The organism is Nocardioides panzhihuensis (assembly GCF_013408335.1).
GTDB classification, from domain to species: Bacteria; Actinomycetota; Actinomycetes; order Propionibacteriales; family Nocardioidaceae; genus Nocardioides; species Nocardioides panzhihuensis.
In genome coordinates this window covers 4,634,640-4,649,087 of sequence record NZ_JACBZR010000001.1, presented here as the reverse complement: position 1 = coordinate 4,649,087, position 14,448 = coordinate 4,634,640, and the positions used below count along the sequence as shown (strand labels likewise).

Annotated in this window: 14 protein-coding genes and 1 tRNA gene; 7 read left to right on the top strand and 8 right to left on the bottom strand. The window is 68.5% G+C overall.

The window, feature by feature from the left end:
• The first annotated feature begins 71 nt into the window (after positions 1-71).
• Positions 72-989, top strand: a complete 918-nt coding sequence (locus tag BJ988_RS22045; RefSeq protein ID WP_179660033.1) for an ArgP/LysG family DNA-binding transcriptional regulator — start codon at positions 72-74, stop codon at positions 987-989.
• Here BJ988_RS22045 and BJ988_RS22040 read toward each other — a convergent pair.
• The 3 genes from BJ988_RS22040 to BJ988_RS22030 all read right to left on the bottom strand — a co-directional run bounded on the left by BJ988_RS22040 (position 968) and on the right by BJ988_RS22030 (position 4,597).
• Positions 968-1,315: a DUF6458 family protein gene (locus BJ988_RS22040; RefSeq protein ID WP_179656083.1), complete on the bottom strand. Its 348-nt coding sequence runs from the start codon at positions 1,313-1,315 to the stop codon at positions 968-970. The genes BJ988_RS22045 and BJ988_RS22040 overlap by 22 nt on opposite strands.
• A gap of 91 nt (positions 1,316-1,406) precedes the next feature.
• Entirely contained in the window at positions 1,407-2,630 is a 1,224-nt protein-coding gene (locus tag BJ988_RS22035; RefSeq protein ID WP_343051731.1) for an MFS transporter, read from the bottom strand.
• A 113-nt stretch (positions 2,631-2,743) separates the two neighbouring features.
• A complete protein-coding gene (locus tag BJ988_RS22030) occupies positions 2,744-4,597 on the bottom strand; it encodes an acyl-CoA dehydrogenase C-terminal domain-containing protein (protein WP_179660031.1) in 1,854 nt (617 codons plus the stop codon).
• A 199-nt stretch (positions 4,598-4,796) separates the two neighbouring features.
• Here BJ988_RS22030 and BJ988_RS22025 point away from each other — a divergent pair, with 199 nt between their 5' ends.
• Entirely contained in the window at positions 4,797-5,249 is a 453-nt protein-coding gene (locus BJ988_RS22025) for a nuclear transport factor 2 family protein (protein ID WP_179660030.1), read from the top strand.
• A 98-nt stretch (positions 5,250-5,347) separates the two neighbouring features.
• Here the strand turns inward: BJ988_RS22025 and BJ988_RS22020 are convergent, their stop codons facing one another.
• From BJ988_RS22020 to BJ988_RS22005, 4 genes are all read right to left on the bottom strand, one after another.
• On the bottom strand, positions 5,348-5,980 hold the full coding sequence (locus BJ988_RS22020) for a TIGR02453 family protein (RefSeq protein WP_179660029.1): 633 nt from the start codon (positions 5,978-5,980) through the stop codon (positions 5,348-5,350).
• Positions 5,981-6,016: 36 nt separating this feature from the next.
• Positions 6,017-7,393, bottom strand: coding sequence for a class-II fumarase/aspartase family protein (locus tag BJ988_RS22015; RefSeq protein WP_179660028.1), 1,377 nt, complete (start codon positions 7,391-7,393; stop codon positions 6,017-6,019).
• 156 nt (positions 7,394-7,549) lie between these two features.
• Positions 7,550-7,625 (bottom strand) — tRNA-Gly (locus BJ988_RS22010).
• A gap of 50 nt (positions 7,626-7,675) precedes the next feature.
• A complete protein-coding gene (locus BJ988_RS22005) occupies positions 7,676-8,458 on the bottom strand; it encodes an SGNH/GDSL hydrolase family protein (protein WP_179660027.1) in 783 nt (260 codons plus the stop codon).
• A gap of 130 nt (positions 8,459-8,588) precedes the next feature.
• Between BJ988_RS22005 and dcd the strand changes: the two genes are divergently transcribed.
• Complete coding sequence (dcd, locus tag BJ988_RS22000) at positions 8,589-9,164, top strand: dCTP deaminase (protein WP_179660026.1); 576 nt, start codon at positions 8,589-8,591, stop codon at positions 9,162-9,164.
• A gap of 7 nt (positions 9,165-9,171) precedes the next feature.
• Positions 9,172-10,134, top strand: a complete 963-nt coding sequence (locus BJ988_RS21995) for a serine/threonine-protein kinase (protein ID WP_179660025.1) — start codon at positions 9,172-9,174, stop codon at positions 10,132-10,134.
• Here the strand turns inward: BJ988_RS21995 and BJ988_RS21990 are convergent.
• A complete protein-coding gene (locus tag BJ988_RS21990) occupies positions 10,131-12,089 on the bottom strand; it encodes a vWA domain-containing protein (RefSeq protein ID WP_179660024.1) in 1,959 nt (652 codons plus the stop codon). The genes BJ988_RS21995 and BJ988_RS21990 overlap by 4 nt on opposite strands.
• Positions 12,090-12,167: 78 nt before the next feature.
• Between BJ988_RS21990 and BJ988_RS21985 the strand changes: the two genes are divergently transcribed.
• From BJ988_RS21985 to BJ988_RS21975, 3 genes are all read left to right on the top strand, one after another.
• Positions 12,168-12,671 carry a DNA-binding protein gene (locus tag BJ988_RS21985; protein WP_179660023.1) on the top strand — a complete coding sequence of 168 codons (504 nt, stop codon included), beginning with the start codon at positions 12,168-12,170 and terminating at the stop codon, positions 12,669-12,671.
• A gap of 36 nt (positions 12,672-12,707) precedes the next feature.
• Positions 12,708-13,310 (top strand): DNA-3-methyladenine glycosylase I, encoded by a 603-nt coding sequence (locus BJ988_RS21980; RefSeq protein WP_179660022.1) that lies wholly within the window; start codon positions 12,708-12,710, stop codon positions 13,308-13,310.
• A 71-nt stretch (positions 13,311-13,381) separates the two neighbouring features.
• A complete protein-coding gene (locus tag BJ988_RS21975; protein ID WP_179660021.1) occupies positions 13,382-14,440 on the top strand; it encodes an ABC transporter substrate-binding protein in 1,059 nt (352 codons plus the stop codon).
• Positions 14,441-14,448 lie beyond the last annotated feature (8 nt).

The following is a 14,448-nucleotide window of genomic DNA, read 5'->3' as shown; positions in this document are numbered from 1 at the left end:
GCGACGCTAAGGCGCCCGCGTGCCTACAGGCCAGCGAAAGAATCTAACCGAAGATAAGCCACACTTAAGCCGTGCCCGCTCTCGACCCGACCCAGCTCGAGACCCTCGTCGTCATCGCCGAGGAAGGCACCTTCGACGCCGCGGCCCGACGCCTCCACATCACCCCGAGCGCTGTCAGCCAACGGATCCGCGCGCTCGAGCGCGCGGCCGGCCAGGTGCTGGTGCGGCGTACGACTCCCTGCACGCCCACCGAGGCCGGTGAGCCGCTGATCAGGCACGGCCGACAACTCCGCCTGCTGCTCGACGAGGCCGCCGCGACCCTGACCTCAGGCGACAGCAGCGACGCCGGCGCCGTTGTCGACCTCTCGGTGGTGGTCAACGCGGACACCCTCGCGACCTGGTTCCGTCCGGTGCTCGACGAGGTCGCCACCTGGGACCGGACGTCGCTGCGGATCACGGTGGAGGACCAGGGCTACTCGGCCGACGCGCTGCGCCGTGGTGAGGTCCTCGCCGCGGTCACCAGCGAGCCGAAGCCGGTCCAGGGCTGCACCGTCGAGCCGCTCGGCCGCCTCCGCTACACCCCGGGCGCGACCCCGGCGCTCGTCGAGCGCCATCGCCGAGGCAGAGGCATCGACTGGGGTGCGATGCCGATGATCGTCTACAACGAGAAGGACCATCTCCAGGACGAGGTGCTGGCCGCCCACGGCGCGACCCGGCCGCCGGTCGTCCACCGGGTCCCGAGCAGCCACGACTTCCACGAGGCCATCCGCCGCGGCCTCGGCTGGGGGATGCTCCTCGACGCCCAGGCCGAGGCCGACCTCGCGTCAGGCGCGACGGTCCCGCTCCCCGGCGCGAAGCCGATCGACATCCAGCTCTTCTGGCAGCGCTGGCGCCTCGACTCGATCGCTCTCGACGACCTGAGCGAAGCCGTACGCCGCGCCGCCAGGTCGCAGCTGCGCCGGGTGCGTCAGCCCCGGCCGCCCGGATAGCCGCCCTGCGACGGGCCCTGGCCGGGAGGGTAGTTGCCCTGCTGCGGCGGGTAGTTGCCCGGCTGGGGCTGGCCGGGATACGGACCCTGAGGCTCTGCGGGGTAGGGGCCGACGTCGTAGCGGCGGTGCTCGACAGCCGTCGTGTGTTGCGAGCGGTTCACCGACAGCAGCACGCCGATCGCGATCGCGAGTCCGCCGGCGATGGTCAGGATCCACCCGAGCGGTTCGGTGGCGATGGCGTTGGCGATGTCGTCGGGCAGATCGACCGCTCCGGTGAGCAGGATGAGTCCGAGGACCAACAGAATGATCCCAAGGCCGATGGTCATGACAGAACTCCAGACGTGAGAAGGCTGGCGATCAACGCTACCCGCCTGTTTCGGTCAGGCATACCGTCCCCTGCATCGCGGTCGACCACACTCAGGCCGTACGCCGAGTCCCCGAGACCCCTCGAGCCGCGACCCCGAGCAGCACCAGCAGGAGCGCACCGAAGGCGAGCATCGCCGGGTCCGTGGCGACGTACTGCAGCAGGATCCCCAGCAGCACCACCGGCACCGTGATCCCCAGATACGCCATCAGGAAGAGCCCGGCCAGCGCCTCGCCACGGCTGGCCATCGGCGCCACCGAGATCACGGTGGCGATCGCCGCCTTGAACGACATCCCCGAGCCGGCCCCGGTGACCAGGGCCCCGACGACCAGCACCCAGAACGTGCCGGACAGCAGGGCGCCGACGACCAGGAGCAGTCCCGCGGTCAGTGCGGCCAGCCCGACGACGTACAGCCTCCGGCGCGGCCAGCGCCCGGCCAGCACCTGGAAGAGCGCCGCGGCCCCGAAGATCGAGAACCCGACCACGCCCGCGACGGCGTGCGAGCGCATGTCCAGATCCTCGGCGAGGAACGACGGCACCAGCGAGGTGAAGAAGCCGAACATCGCGAACGCGACGAAGCTCGCCATCCCGGCCGCGAAGTAGGCGCCGCGCGCGTCAGCCGGCACCCTCACCCGCTGCGGCCGGTAGGTCCAGTTCGGCTGGTCGGTGTCGACCGTCTCCGGCGCCGCCACGACCGCCAGCAGCCCGAGCACCATCAGGAACGCGAAGACCGCGTACGGCGTGTAGAGCGGCCGCGGTGCCCATTCGGCCAGCGCGCCGGCGACCAGCGGGCCCAGCCCGAGGCCTCCGATGTTGGCCGCGGTCGCGACCACCTCGGCGCGGGTCGTCGAGGCCTCCGGTCGGCTACGCCGGTGCAGCTCCGCCAGATGGGCCGTCGCGGTCGCGGTCAGCATCCCTACGCCGAGACCGGACAGCAGCCGCGCCAGCAGCAGCCAGCCCAGCTCGTGGGTCGAGAGGAAGATCAGCGCGGAGAGCACGTTGAGCAGCACGGCCGGCACGACCACCCGCCGCCGCCCGAACCGGTCCGAGAGATGACCGGCGAGGAAGAGCGAGATCGCCACCCCAGCGCCGTACGTCGCGAACACCACCGTGATCACGAACGATCCCCAGCCCTGCTCATCGACGTAGAAGACGTAGAGCGGTGCCGGCGCGGACGCGAAGCCCATCGTCACCGCGAACAGGAACGCCACCGACCAGAACCCACGAGCGTGATGGACAGAGCTCGTACGCAGCCGGCGATCGGTCGAAGAGGTCACGTGACTTCTCAACCACTCCCGGTGCCCGCATCATTCCGCCAGACGCACCACAGCCCGCCCGGAGAACCGGGCGGGCCGCAGCGTACGTGCAGGTCAGACTCTGCAGATCAGGCTCAGAAAGCGGACTCGGGCAGATCCATGATCGAGTTGTCGATCGCCTCGGCGATGGCCCGCTCAGCGGTCAGCTTGGGCAGGTTGTAGGAGGCGAAGAACTTCGCGGCGGCGACCTTGCCGGTGTAGAAGTCCGTGTCCTTGCCCGCGTCACCCGCAAGGGCGGCGAGGGCGATCTCCGCCTGGCGCAGCAGCAGCCACGCGACCACGACGTCGCCGACGGCCAGCAGCAGGCGCGAGGTGTTCTGGGCGACCTTGTAGATGTTGGTGATCTCCTCCTGGGAGGCCATCAGGTCGTTGAACATGTGCCCGACGATCGCGTTGACGTCCTCGAGCGCGGTCGCGAGCAGCGCACGCGACTCCTTGAGCTCGGCGGAGCCCTCGTTGTCCAGGAAGGCCTGGATCTCGCCGGCGATCTGGCCGAGCGCGGCGCCCTGGTTCTTCACGATCTTGCGGAAGAAGAAGTCCTGGCCCTGGATCGCGGTGGTGCCCTCGTAGATCGAGTCGATCTTGGCGTCGCGGACGTACTGCTCGATCGGGTACTCCTGCAGGAAGCCCGACCCGCCGAAGGTCTGCAGCGACTCGGTGCCGAGCAGCACCCAGGCGCGCTCGGAGCCGTAGCCCTTGACGATCGGCAGCAGCAGGTCGTTGACCGCGGCGGCCAGCTTGTTCTCGTCGGAGCCGTCCTCGGTGAGGATGACCTTCTCCTGCCACGAGGTCGTGTAGTAGACCAGCGCGCGCATGCCCTCGGCGAACGACTTCTGCACCAGCAGCGAGCGGCGTACGTCGGGGTGGTGGGTGATCGTGACGCGCGGGTCGGTCTTGGCGGCGGCGACCAGGTCGGCACCCTGGACGCGGGTCTTGGCGTACTCCAGCGCGTTCAGGTAGCCGGTCGACAGGGTCGCGATCGCCTTGGTACCGACCATCATCCGAGCGTTCTCGATGACGTCGAACATCTGGCGGATGCCGTCGTGCACCTCGCCGAGCAGCCAGCCCTGGGCGGGCTCGCCGCCGCCGACCTGCGGGTCGCCGAAGGTGAGCTCGCAGGTGTTGGAGACCTTGATGCCCATCTTGTGCTCGACGTTGGTGACGTACGCACCGTTGCGCTCGCCGGTGAGCTCACCGGTCTCGTGGTCGAAGTGGAACTTCGGCACGAGGAAGAGGGAGAGGCCCTTGGTGCCCGGGCCGCCGATGCCCTCGACGCCCTTCGGGCGGGCGAGGACGAGGTGCATGATGTTCTCCTGCAGGTCCGACTCGGCGCTGGTGATGAAGCGCTTGACGCCGGTGATGTTCCAGGAGCCGTCCTCGTTGGGGGTCGCGAAGGTCTTGCCGGCGCCGACGTCGGAGCCCGCGTCGGGCTCGGTCAGCACCATGGTGGAGCCCCACAGCTTCTCGACCATGAACTTGGCGATCCGCTTGTCGCGCTCGTTGCCGTTCTCGTAGACCACCTTCGAGAAGAAGGGGCCGGCGGCGTACATCCAGATCGCCGGGTTGGCGCCGAGCAGCATCTCGGCCATTGCCCAGACGATGGAGTTCGGAGCCTTCTGGCCACCGATCTCCTCCGGAACGCTCATGCTCCAGAAGCCCGAGTCCATGAAGGCGTCGTACGACTTCTTGAACGCGGCCGGGACCGGCGCGGTGTTGGTCTCGGGGTCGAAGACCGGCGGGTTGCGGTCGGCCTCGACGAACGACTCGGCGAGGTCCTCGCGCGAGAGGCGCTCGACCTCGGCGAGGATCTCCTTCGCGGTGTCGACGTCCAGGTCCGCGAACGGACCGGTGCCGAGCACCTTGTCGGTGCCGAAGACCTCGAACAGGTTGAACTCGATGTCGCGGAGATTGCTCTTGTAGTGGCTCACTGATCCACCTTCATAACCTTTGTCGGATGTACCAGTTGCGGGAGCGCCGGTCGGCACCCTCTACTGGCGGGTAACATTAAGAATAGGCTCGCCCTCAAGGGGTGGCAAGCCCGGGTCTACTCATGAGTAGGGGTCTTGCTCACATTTGCTAGCACCTGGTCGGTAGAACACGTTTCAGTTTCGGCGTACGATCTGCCGCATGATCTCCTCCGACGCCATCACCTGGAACGCTCCAGACGACGAACACCCCGCACGTACGGCCGGACAGCGCTCCTATGCCGCCGTCGCCAAGGGCGACCTAGACGAGTGGCTGACGGTCTACGCCGAGGACTGCGTGCTCGAGGACCCCGTCGGGCCGTCGATGTTCGACCCCGAGGGCAAGGGGCACCACGGTCACGAGGGGCTCAGGGCGTTCTGGGAGAAGGCGATCGCCACGGTCCACGAGTTCGAGTTCGAGATCAACGACTCTTTCGCCAACCCCGAGGGCAACACCTGCGCGAACATCGGCAAGATCAAGACCAGCTTCCCCGATGGCAGCTACACCACCACCGAGCTGATCATGGTCTACACCGTCAACGACGAGGGCCGCATCGCTTCCATGAAGGCCTTCTGGGAGCCCGAGCGCACCATGGCGAGCTTCACCAAAGCCTGATCGGGCGCGGGCACTTTCCCGCCCCGGCGGGAAAGTGGGCACCAGAAGGCGCTCCCTGCGTCGCAGAACGACACCATGGCGGGAAAGTGCCCCGCCCCTCAGGCGATCGCGTGCTCGGCGATCCACTCGACCAGCGGACGTACGGCCCGCCAGTCCTTCTTCACCTCGTCGACGAGGTCGTGAGTGTGGATGATCGGCTCGAAGCCGATGGTGCGACCGAGGTGCATCGACTTGTAGCGGAGGAGCTCGATCTTGGGGTGCTCCTTGTCGAAGCCACGGGGTGCGGTCTTGAGGCGGTCGCCGGTGACCTCGTACCCCTTCTTCTCCGCGACCGCGAGGCGCTTCTCCAGATCAAGGCCGTAGTGGTCGTGGACGATCGCGTCGCGGAAGGCCGCCAGCCGGGGCGGCTCGAACCAGTAGCAGCCGCCGCCGGTGCGGATGCCGCGAGGCGAGACCTCCACGTAGTAGCCCGTCTGCGGGGCCACAGCCACGAAGGCGCCCTGGTGGGTCTTGTAGGGGAGCTTGTCCTTCGAGAAACGTACGTCGCGGTAGGGCCGGAAGATCTTGGCGGTGCCGAACTCCTCGGCCAGCTCGTCGGTGAGCGCCTTCATCGGCGCGTGCACCGACTCCTTGTAGATGTGCTTGTGGGCCTCCCAGAACGACTTGGTGTTGTCGACCTCGAGGTCGTCGTAGAAGTCGAGCGCAGCGACGGGGAAACCTTCAAATACCACGTACGCAGCCTAACGATGTCGGCACAACAGCCAAGATCAGGCGGAGGGGATCTGGATGGTGTCCGCCACCCGGCGGGCGTGCTCGGCCATTGCGCGGGCGATGTTGGCGGACTCGCCGAGGTGGCGGGCGGGGTCGAGCAGTCCGTCGATCTCGTCGCGGCTGAAGTGGGCCGAGACCTCGGGGGAGGCGGCGAGCAGCGAGGCGAAGTCGATGTCGTCCACCGCGGAACGCTGGGCCAGCTCGAAGACGACGTCGTGGGCGACCTGGCGACCGATGCGCTCGCCGAGCTCGAGCATCAGCGACTCTGAGCCGATGAGGCCGCCGGACAGAGCGAGGTTGGCGCGCATCCGGTCCTCGTCGAAGGTCAGGCCGGTGAAGATGACCACGAGCCTGGCGAGCACGTCTCCGGCCAGGCGGGACGCCTGCGCGACCGCGTCCTCGAGGATGCCGGTCATGGCGCCGTTGGCCTCGTGGTCGTGGAGCATCGACTCCATCGCCGGGGCGACGAGGCCGCGCAGCTGGGTGGCGGCGGTGATGACGTCGAGGGTGAGTTGAGGGTTGCGCTTGTGGGGCATCGTCGAGGAGCCGATGGTGCCCTCGGGGATCGGCTCGAAGGCCTCGCCGAACTCGGGCTGCATCATCGAGTAGACGTCCTTGCCGATCTTGCCGGCGGTGCCACCGAGCAGACCGAGGATCGAGACCCACTCGACCATGCCGTCGTTGATCGCGCGCGACGGAACAGGCATCGAGCCCATGTCGAGCCGCGAGGCCGTCTCGGTCTCGATCGCGCGGGCATGGGAGCCGAAGGAGGCCATGGTGCCGGCCGCGCCGCCCATGAGCAGCCGGAAGACGCGGTCCTCCACCGAGCGGAGCCGGTCGACGTGGGCGGCGATCTCGTCGATCCAGATGGCGACCTTGAAGCCGAAGGTGATCGGGACGGCGTGCTGGGAGTGCGTACGCCCCGGCATCGGCACCTCGGCGCCGGCCTCGGCGACCTTCGAGAGCGAGCGGAGCAGGTCGCCGAGCAGGTCGAGGATCTTGTCGTGCGCCTGGCGCAGCAGGATCAGGTCGGCGGTCTGGGTGATGTTCTGCGTGGTGGCGCCCCAGTGGACCCAGCCGCCGTGCTTCGCGCCGACGACCCGGCACAGCTCTTCGACCAGCGGTGTCAGCGGATGACTGTGCTCGGCGGTGGCCTTCTCGATGCGGTCCATGTCGAGCTTGTCCAGGTCGGCGGCCTCGGCGATCGCCTCGCCGGCCTCGGCCGGGATCACCTTGACGGCCGCCTCGGCCCCGGCCAGCGCCGCCTCGACGTCGAGTCGTGCCTGCAGGCGCGCCTCGTAGGTGAACAGGTCTCCGATGCCGTGGTCGGGGACTCGTCCATCGGTGAATCGGCTGGTCGAGCCCGGGGGCATGTCGAGTGATCCTTTACTCGTCGTTCACACATCGATTGGAAAACAGAGTCCCAATCTTAATCGACGCGAAGCGTGAACGGCGGCGATCGTGCGCCGCATCACTTGGATCGTGCAAGCGAACTGAAACAAGCCGTGCCAAAGGCACGGCCTGTTCATTGGAGCGGACGACGAGATTCGAACTCGCGACATCAACCTTGGGAAGGTTGCGCTCTACCAACTGAGCTACGTCCGCAGGTGCGACCAGGATGTTACCGCACACTCCTGACCAGATGTGAAACCGGTTCAGGAAAGTCGTGTCAGCCGGGGATGGCGCGCCGACAGCCCGTCGCCCGCTGGGCCACGCACCATGCGGCGTACGGCCCAAGGGAGGGCCCGCGTCGCCAGCCGCCGGACCCTGCGGATCGGGCCGCCGGCGCTCGGCTCTTCGAGGACGACCAGCGGCTTCGGAGTGGACAGGTGATGGCGTACGCCGAGGGTGTCGAGGACCTTGATCGCCATCAGCTGGTGGCCCGGAGCGCCGAGGAAGCCGTGGCCGTCCCAGTAGCCAGCGTCGTCGTACTCGGTCATCCGCCAGAAGTCGACCAGCGTGGCCCCGCGCCGGTGCGCGATCTCGCGGACGGCCTCGTTGTAGACCGCGAAGCGCCCCCGCAGTAGCCGCCCGACGGTCGTCGCCCGAGCGCCGTACGCGGTGAAGACCAGCACCTTCGCGCCGCTGTCGACAAGCTGCTCGACCGCCGACTCGTACGTCGTGAGCAGGGCGTCGATGTCGACGTGTGGCCACATCAGGTCGACCGACCCGCCGTAGATCGTCACCACGTCCGGCTCGAGCGCGATCGCCGGCGCGACCTGCTCCTTGACGATCCGGTCGATCCCGCGGCCCCGGACGGCGAGGTTTGCGTAGGTGAACTCAGGGGTCCGCTCGCCCATGACCTCGGCGACCCGGTCGGCCCAGCCGCGCACGCCGTTCGGGCGGCGCGGGTCGGTGTCGCCGACTCCCTCGGTGAAGGAGTCGCCCAGCGCGACGTACCGGCGGTAGCCGCCGGGGATCAGCGCATCCAGTGCCATGAATCAGATTCAATCGGTTCAGCGCCGCGACACACGACTATGCGGCGGAATCTGTGACAGATGAGGTAGGGGAGATTTCAGAGATACCGCAGCGGCCGTACGCAGCGCCCGGCTGCGTTAGGTTTGGCTCGTGCTGCTGAGCGACAAGGACATCCTGACCGAGATCCAAGACGGAAGGATCGTCATCGACCCCTGGGACGAGTCGATGCTGCAGCCGTCGTCCATCGACGTACGTCTGGACCGGTTCTTCCGGGTCTTCGACAACCACAAGTACGCCACGATCGACCCGGCCGTGGACCAGTCCGAGCTCACCCGGCGGATCGAGACCGAGGGCGACGAGCCGTTCATCCTGCACCCGGGCGAGTTCGTGCTCGGATCGACCTACGAGACCGTCAGCCTGCCCGACGACATCGCCGCGCGCGTCGAGGGGAAGTCGTCGCTGGGGCGCCTCGGGCTGCTCACCCACGCCACCGCCGGGTTCGTGGACCCGGGCTTCTCGGGCCATGTGACCCTCGAGCTGGCCAACGTCGCGACGCTGCCGATCAAGCTCTACCCGGGCATGAAGATCGGGCAGTACTGCTTCTTCAAGCTCACCTCGCCCGCGCAGAACCCCTACGGCTCGGAGAAGTACGGGAGCCGTTACCAGGGCCAGCGCGGCCCGACCGCCTCGCGCAGCTTCCAGAGCTTCCACCGCACCAAGATCTGAGCGTCCGATGGGCGAGGTCTTCGCGGGCCGCTACGAGCTGCTGGAGCCGATCGCGGAAGGTGGGATGGGCGCGGTCTGGCAGGTCCACGACCGCCGCGAGGGCGACATCAAGGCGGCCAAGCTGCTGCGCCAGCGCGATGCCTCCTCCCTGCTCCGGTTCATCCGCGAGCAGGCCACCCGGATCCACCACCCGCACGTCGTGACCCCGCTCGGCTGGGCCGGCGAGGACGACAACGTGCTGTTCACGATGCCGCTGCTGCGTGGCGGCTCGGTCGCCATGCTTGTGGGCGACTACGGCGCGCTCTCCGAGCAGTGGGTGGTCCCGATCCTCGACCAGACCCTGTCCGGTCTCGAAGCGGTGCATGCCGCCGGTGTGGTGCACCGCGACGTGAAACCGGGCAACCTCCTGCTGGAGGTGACCGGCTCCGGTGTCCCGCACATGCGCCTCTCCGACTTCGGGGTGGCCGTCCCCACTGACCAGCCGCGGCTCACCGAGGCCAACGTGATGATCGGTACGCCGGGCTACATGGCGCCCGACCAGGGCTTCGACCCCGACCCCCGCGACGACCTCTACGCCACTGCCGTCACCGGCCTGCAGATGCTCACCGGGACGAGGCCGCCGCACGACGCGGCGTACGTGCCACGGACTCCGCTGGGGCAGCTGCTGCTGCGCGCGGTCGGCGAGGATCGCGCCGCCCGGCCGCAGTCGGCCGGCGAGTTCCGCCAGCTGCTCGCTCAGGCCGTGCCGGCGCGACCCTGGGAGCCGGGCGAGGCGGAGGTCCTGGACCAGTACGCCGCCGGGTGCACGTCGCCGCTGCCGCCACCTCCGCCACCGACGCCTCGGGACACCCGGGAGAAGACCGCGATGCGGCGTACGGAACAGCACGACGACCGGCCGGTGTGGCCGATCGTCGTGCTGGTGCTCGCCGGGATCCTGCTGCTGTCGGGCGGCGTCCTCCTGCTGACCTAGGCGCGGCGCCTCCGGATCAGCAGCACGGCCGCCGCGGCGAGCGCGGCGATCCCGAGGCCGGTGCCGCCGATGCCGGCGACCAGCTTGAGCGTGTCGGATCCATGCTCGCTCTTCGCGCTCGCGTCGGCCCCGGAGGCGGAGCCCGCCTCGCCCTCGTCCGAGCCGTCAGAACCGCCCGATCCCTCTGCGGCCTCGGCGCCGTCGGCGGCGTTCAGGTTGAGATCGGCGGTGGGCGCGGTCAGCCCGGAGACCTTCTCGTAGTCGGGTTCACCCTCGCCGTCCTCGCCGACGGTCTTGATGGTGAGGGTGTAGGGCACGTTGAAGTTCTCGTCGAGCTGGTACTGCACCCGGACGTAGTGGACGCCCGGCAGTCCGGTCGAGGCCGCCGCGTCGGCGTAGTCGAATCGGTTGCGGTAGGCGACGACGTTGGAGAGGGTGCCGGTTCGCCATGCGTCCGGGCAGTTCTGGAGCAGGCCGGGGCGGCACCAGCTCTCCGGCGCGTCGGTGCGGACGTCGATCGTGGCCTGGCCGCCGAGCGGTCCGATGACATCGAGCTCGATGCCCGCTCCGACTCCCCACTCCTTGCGGATCTCGTCGGTCAGCCTGGCGTCGAACTGGGCCTGCAGGTGCTGGCCCCACCCAACGGGGACGCCGATGACCTGGTTCTCGCCCGGGTTGATGTCGAAGGAGTACGTGCCGTCCTCGACGATCGGCGCGTTCGCGATCGCGCTGCCCGGGATCATGCCGGCGGTCGGCTCGCCCGGCGTCAGGTCGGTCCACGTCGGCGGGTCGGGCTGGGCAGGCAGGGCATCGAGGGCGGCTGCGCTGACCGGCGGCTCCTCGTAGACCATCAGCTGGACCTGCTTGCCGGCGATGGCGCCGGTGTCCTTACCGCCTGACTCGGTGTCGAAGAACAGCGCGTCGGCGGTGTTGCACGGTGCCTCCGGATCGGTGTCCGCGCTGTGCGTGGAACCGAAGATGAGGCGGCTGCCGTCACCGTGCGTCGTGCTCTGCACGACCGCCCGCCGGCACTGGGTGAGATCGCCGCTCTCGTTCTCGACGCTCATCTGCGCGTTCAGGTTGCTGACCAGATCCTCGGACTCGCCCTCGAAGATCAGGCCGAAGTGCACCGTGGTGCCCGGCGCGGTGCGTTCGAAGCGGTAGTAGCGCGCGCCACGGGTCTGGATCGTGTCCAGGTACTGCCCCGTCTTCACGGTGGGCGCGTCAGCGGCATCGGGGGTGCCCTTCACCGGGGTGCCGGTGAACTCGAACGGCCGCAGCGCGCGCTGCGAGGCGCCCGAGATCGACTCGCCGATGCCCTCGGCGTCATCAGCGTCGTAGTAGGTGCCGTTGCCCTTCTCGGCGATGCACTCGAGCTGCTTGCGGGCCTTGCCCGACACAGAGAGCCCGACGACGTCGATCTGCAGGTCGATGCCCTTGTCGGCGAGAGCCTGCGCAGCCGGGCAGGGGTCGCCGCAGGTCGACTCGCCGTCGGAGACGAGGACGATCGACCGCTTGCCCTCCGCCCCGATGTCCTCGGCGGCGCGCTCGAGGGCGATCGGGATCGGGGTCTCGCCGTAGGGCTTGTAACCGCTCACCGCGGACCTCAGGTCGTCGCGGTTGCCGGTGCCGGGCTCGACGACCAGCTGGGTGTCCTGGCACGCGCCCTTCTGCTTGCGCCCGAACACCTTCGCGCCGAACACCCGCATGCCCACGTCGGCGCTCTCGGGAAGGTCGTCGATGACGGTGTCGAGCGCCTGCTTGGCAGCCTGGATCTTGGTGGTGCCGCCGCCGGCCGGCTCCTTCATCGAGCCGGAGGAGTCGAGCACGAGCATCATCCGTCCGTACGTCCCCTGCTGCTGTTCCTCGGCGGCGGCGGGGGCGGTCCCGGTGCCGACCACGGCCAGGACGAGGGCGCCGGCGAGGCCGCTGGTGATCGCAAGTCTGTTCCGCATGCCCGCACCCTATGTTCACTAATGTATACGGCGCAAGTACGTTTGCGAATCTGTCGTCTACGTGTGTATATTCACGCCATGAGTGTCGAGGAGAACATCCGACGGCAGCGCGAGCTGTACGGCGAGCCGCTGGGCGAGCTGGTGCGACGTGCGACCGCTCCGTTGGGTCTCACTCAGGCGACGACCGCCAAGGTCCTCGGGCTGAGCCCGGCGATGCTGTCGCACCTGATGACCGGGCAGCGGGTCAAGATCGCCAACCCGATCGCGCTGGGGCGTTTGCATGCGCTGATCGACCTCGGGGCCGGTGCCGGTGACCTCACCACCTCCCAGATCAACGAGCGGCTCGACGAGATCCGTGAGCTGTCCTCGGAGCTGACCACCGGCTCTCGGGCTGCGACCGTCGAGGGAGGCGCGGCGGTGCGTGGCGTGCTGCGCGCGGTGGCCTCCGGGCGCGAGCTGCAGCAGGCGGCTGACGCGCTGCGCGACGTCGCGCCGGGGCTGGCCGAGGTGCTCGAGGTCTACGGCTCCGGGACCGACGAGGACGTCCGGGCTCACTTCGCCTCGATCCGCCACCTGCTGTGAGGGGAGCTGTCGGTGGTCGCGGCTAGGGTCGGGTGGATGAGTGAGACACCGTTCCTGGCCCCTGACGGTCAGACGCGTTGTGCGTGGGCCGGAGGAGCGCCGGAGTTCCTGGCGTACCACGACACCGAGTGGGGCTTTCCGACCGGCGGTGACGTCCGGCTCTTCGAGAAGATCTGTCTGGAGGGGTTCCAGAGCGGGCTGTCGTGGCGCACGATCCTCAACAAGCGCCCCGCGTTCCGTGAGGTCTTCGAGGGGTTCGACTACCACCTGGTGGCCGAGTTCGACGACGGTGACGTGGAGCGACTCCTGCAGGACGCCAGGATCATCCGTCATCGCGGGAAGATCGAGGCCACGATCAACAACGCCCGGCGCGCGGTCGAGCTCGTCGAGGAGCACGGGTCGCTGGCTGCGTACGTCTGGGGTTTCGAGCCCGAGCCGCTGGCGGTGCCGGAGGTGGTCGCGACCTCGGCTGCGTCCATCGCTCTCTCCAAGGACCTCAAGAAGCGCGGCTGGAAGTTCGTCGGGCCGACGACGATGTACGCGTTCATGCAGTCGATGGGGATCATCAACGACCACTCGCTCGACTGTGTGACTCGGGAACGGGTCGAGGCAGAGAGGGCGGCGTTCGTCAGGCCCTGACTTCGACGCCGGGCGACAATGTGATTAGGCTGTCCTAACTAAGCATTGCCTAACCCGAGGGTGGCCCCACCGTGATCCGTCGATCCGTACTCATCGTAGCGAGCGTCGTACTCGCTGCTACCGGCCTGGCTGCGTGCAGCACAGGCGCGACCGACTCCGCGGACAGCTCCGCGGACTCCGCATCGAAGGCCGACTCGGGCGCCTTCCCCGTCACTGTCGAGCATGCCTACGGCAGCACCGAGATCACCGAGGAGCCGACCAAGGTCGCCACCATCGGCTGGTCCGACCACGACGTCACGCTGTCGCTGGGCGTCGTCCCGGTCGCCGCTCAGGCGATCACCTGGGGCGGCAACGACCAGCAGTCGACCGACTGGTTCGACGCCGAGCTGAAGGAGGTCGGCGGCAAGCAGCCGGTGCGCTACAACGCCGACACCAGCATCCCCTTCACCGAGATCAGCAAGGCGACCCCTGACCTGATCCTGGCGACCAACTCGGGCATCTCCAAGCAGGACTACAAGAAGCTCAGCGAGATCGCCCCGACCGTCGCCTTCCCCGGCGACCCGTGGCTGACCTCCTGGCAGGACTCCCTGGAGATGGTCGGCAAGGCCACCGGCCGGGTCACCCTGTCCGAGGAGGTCAAGAAGGAGACCGAGGACGCGATCGCGCAGGCCCAGAAGGACCACCCGCAGATCGTCGGCGCCGAATACCTGGTCACCGGTGTCCAGGACAACTCCAAGCTCGGCACCATCGGTCTGTACGGCGCCGGCGACGCCCGCCCGCAGATGCTGACCCAGCTCGGCATGAAGCTCGCTCCGGTCGCCGACGAGCTCGTCCCGGCCGGCCAGTTCTACACCGACGTCTCCGCCGAGAAGGCTCCCCAGCTGGAGTCGGAGGTGCTGATCAACCTCGGCTACACCGAGGGCAGCTTCGAGGCCCTGCAGCAGGACAAGCTGCTCAGCCAGATCCCGGCGATCAAGAGCGGCCACTACCTCGACATCACCGACCAGCCGCTGTCTCTGACCTTCTCCGCCGCGAGCACCCTGTCGATCCCCTACTTCATCGACGAGCTCGTCCCCTCGATCGCCGAGGCGGTCGACGGCGGGAAGGTCAACGTCACCGCGGAGAAGTGACGGCCGCG

Excerpts from the sequence above, each read along its gene's own strand:
- BJ988_RS22040 (WP_179656083.1), bottom strand. The coding sequence starts at position 1,315 with ATGACCATCGGCCTTGGGATCATTCTGTTGGTCCTCGGACTCATCCTG.
- BJ988_RS22025 (WP_179660030.1), top strand. The coding sequence starts at position 4,797 with ATGATCTCCTCCGACGCCATCACCTGGAACGCTCCAGACGACGAACAC.
- BJ988_RS22015 (WP_179660028.1), bottom strand. The coding sequence starts at position 7,393 with ATGCCCCCGGGCTCGACCAGCCGATTCACCGATGGACGAGTCCCCGAC.
- BJ988_RS22005 (WP_179660027.1), bottom strand. The coding sequence starts at position 8,458 with ATGGCACTGGATGCGCTGATCCCCGGCGGCTACCGCCGGTACGTCGCG.
- BJ988_RS21995 (WP_179660025.1), top strand. The coding sequence starts at position 9,172 with ATGGGCGAGGTCTTCGCGGGCCGCTACGAGCTGCTGGAGCCGATCGCG.
- BJ988_RS21990 (WP_179660024.1), bottom strand. The coding sequence starts at position 12,089 with ATGCGGAACAGACTTGCGATCACCAGCGGCCTCGCCGGCGCCCTCGTC.
- BJ988_RS21985 (WP_179660023.1), top strand. The coding sequence starts at position 12,168 with ATGAGTGTCGAGGAGAACATCCGACGGCAGCGCGAGCTGTACGGCGAG.
- BJ988_RS21980 (WP_179660022.1), top strand. The coding sequence starts at position 12,708 with ATGAGTGAGACACCGTTCCTGGCCCCTGACGGTCAGACGCGTTGTGCG.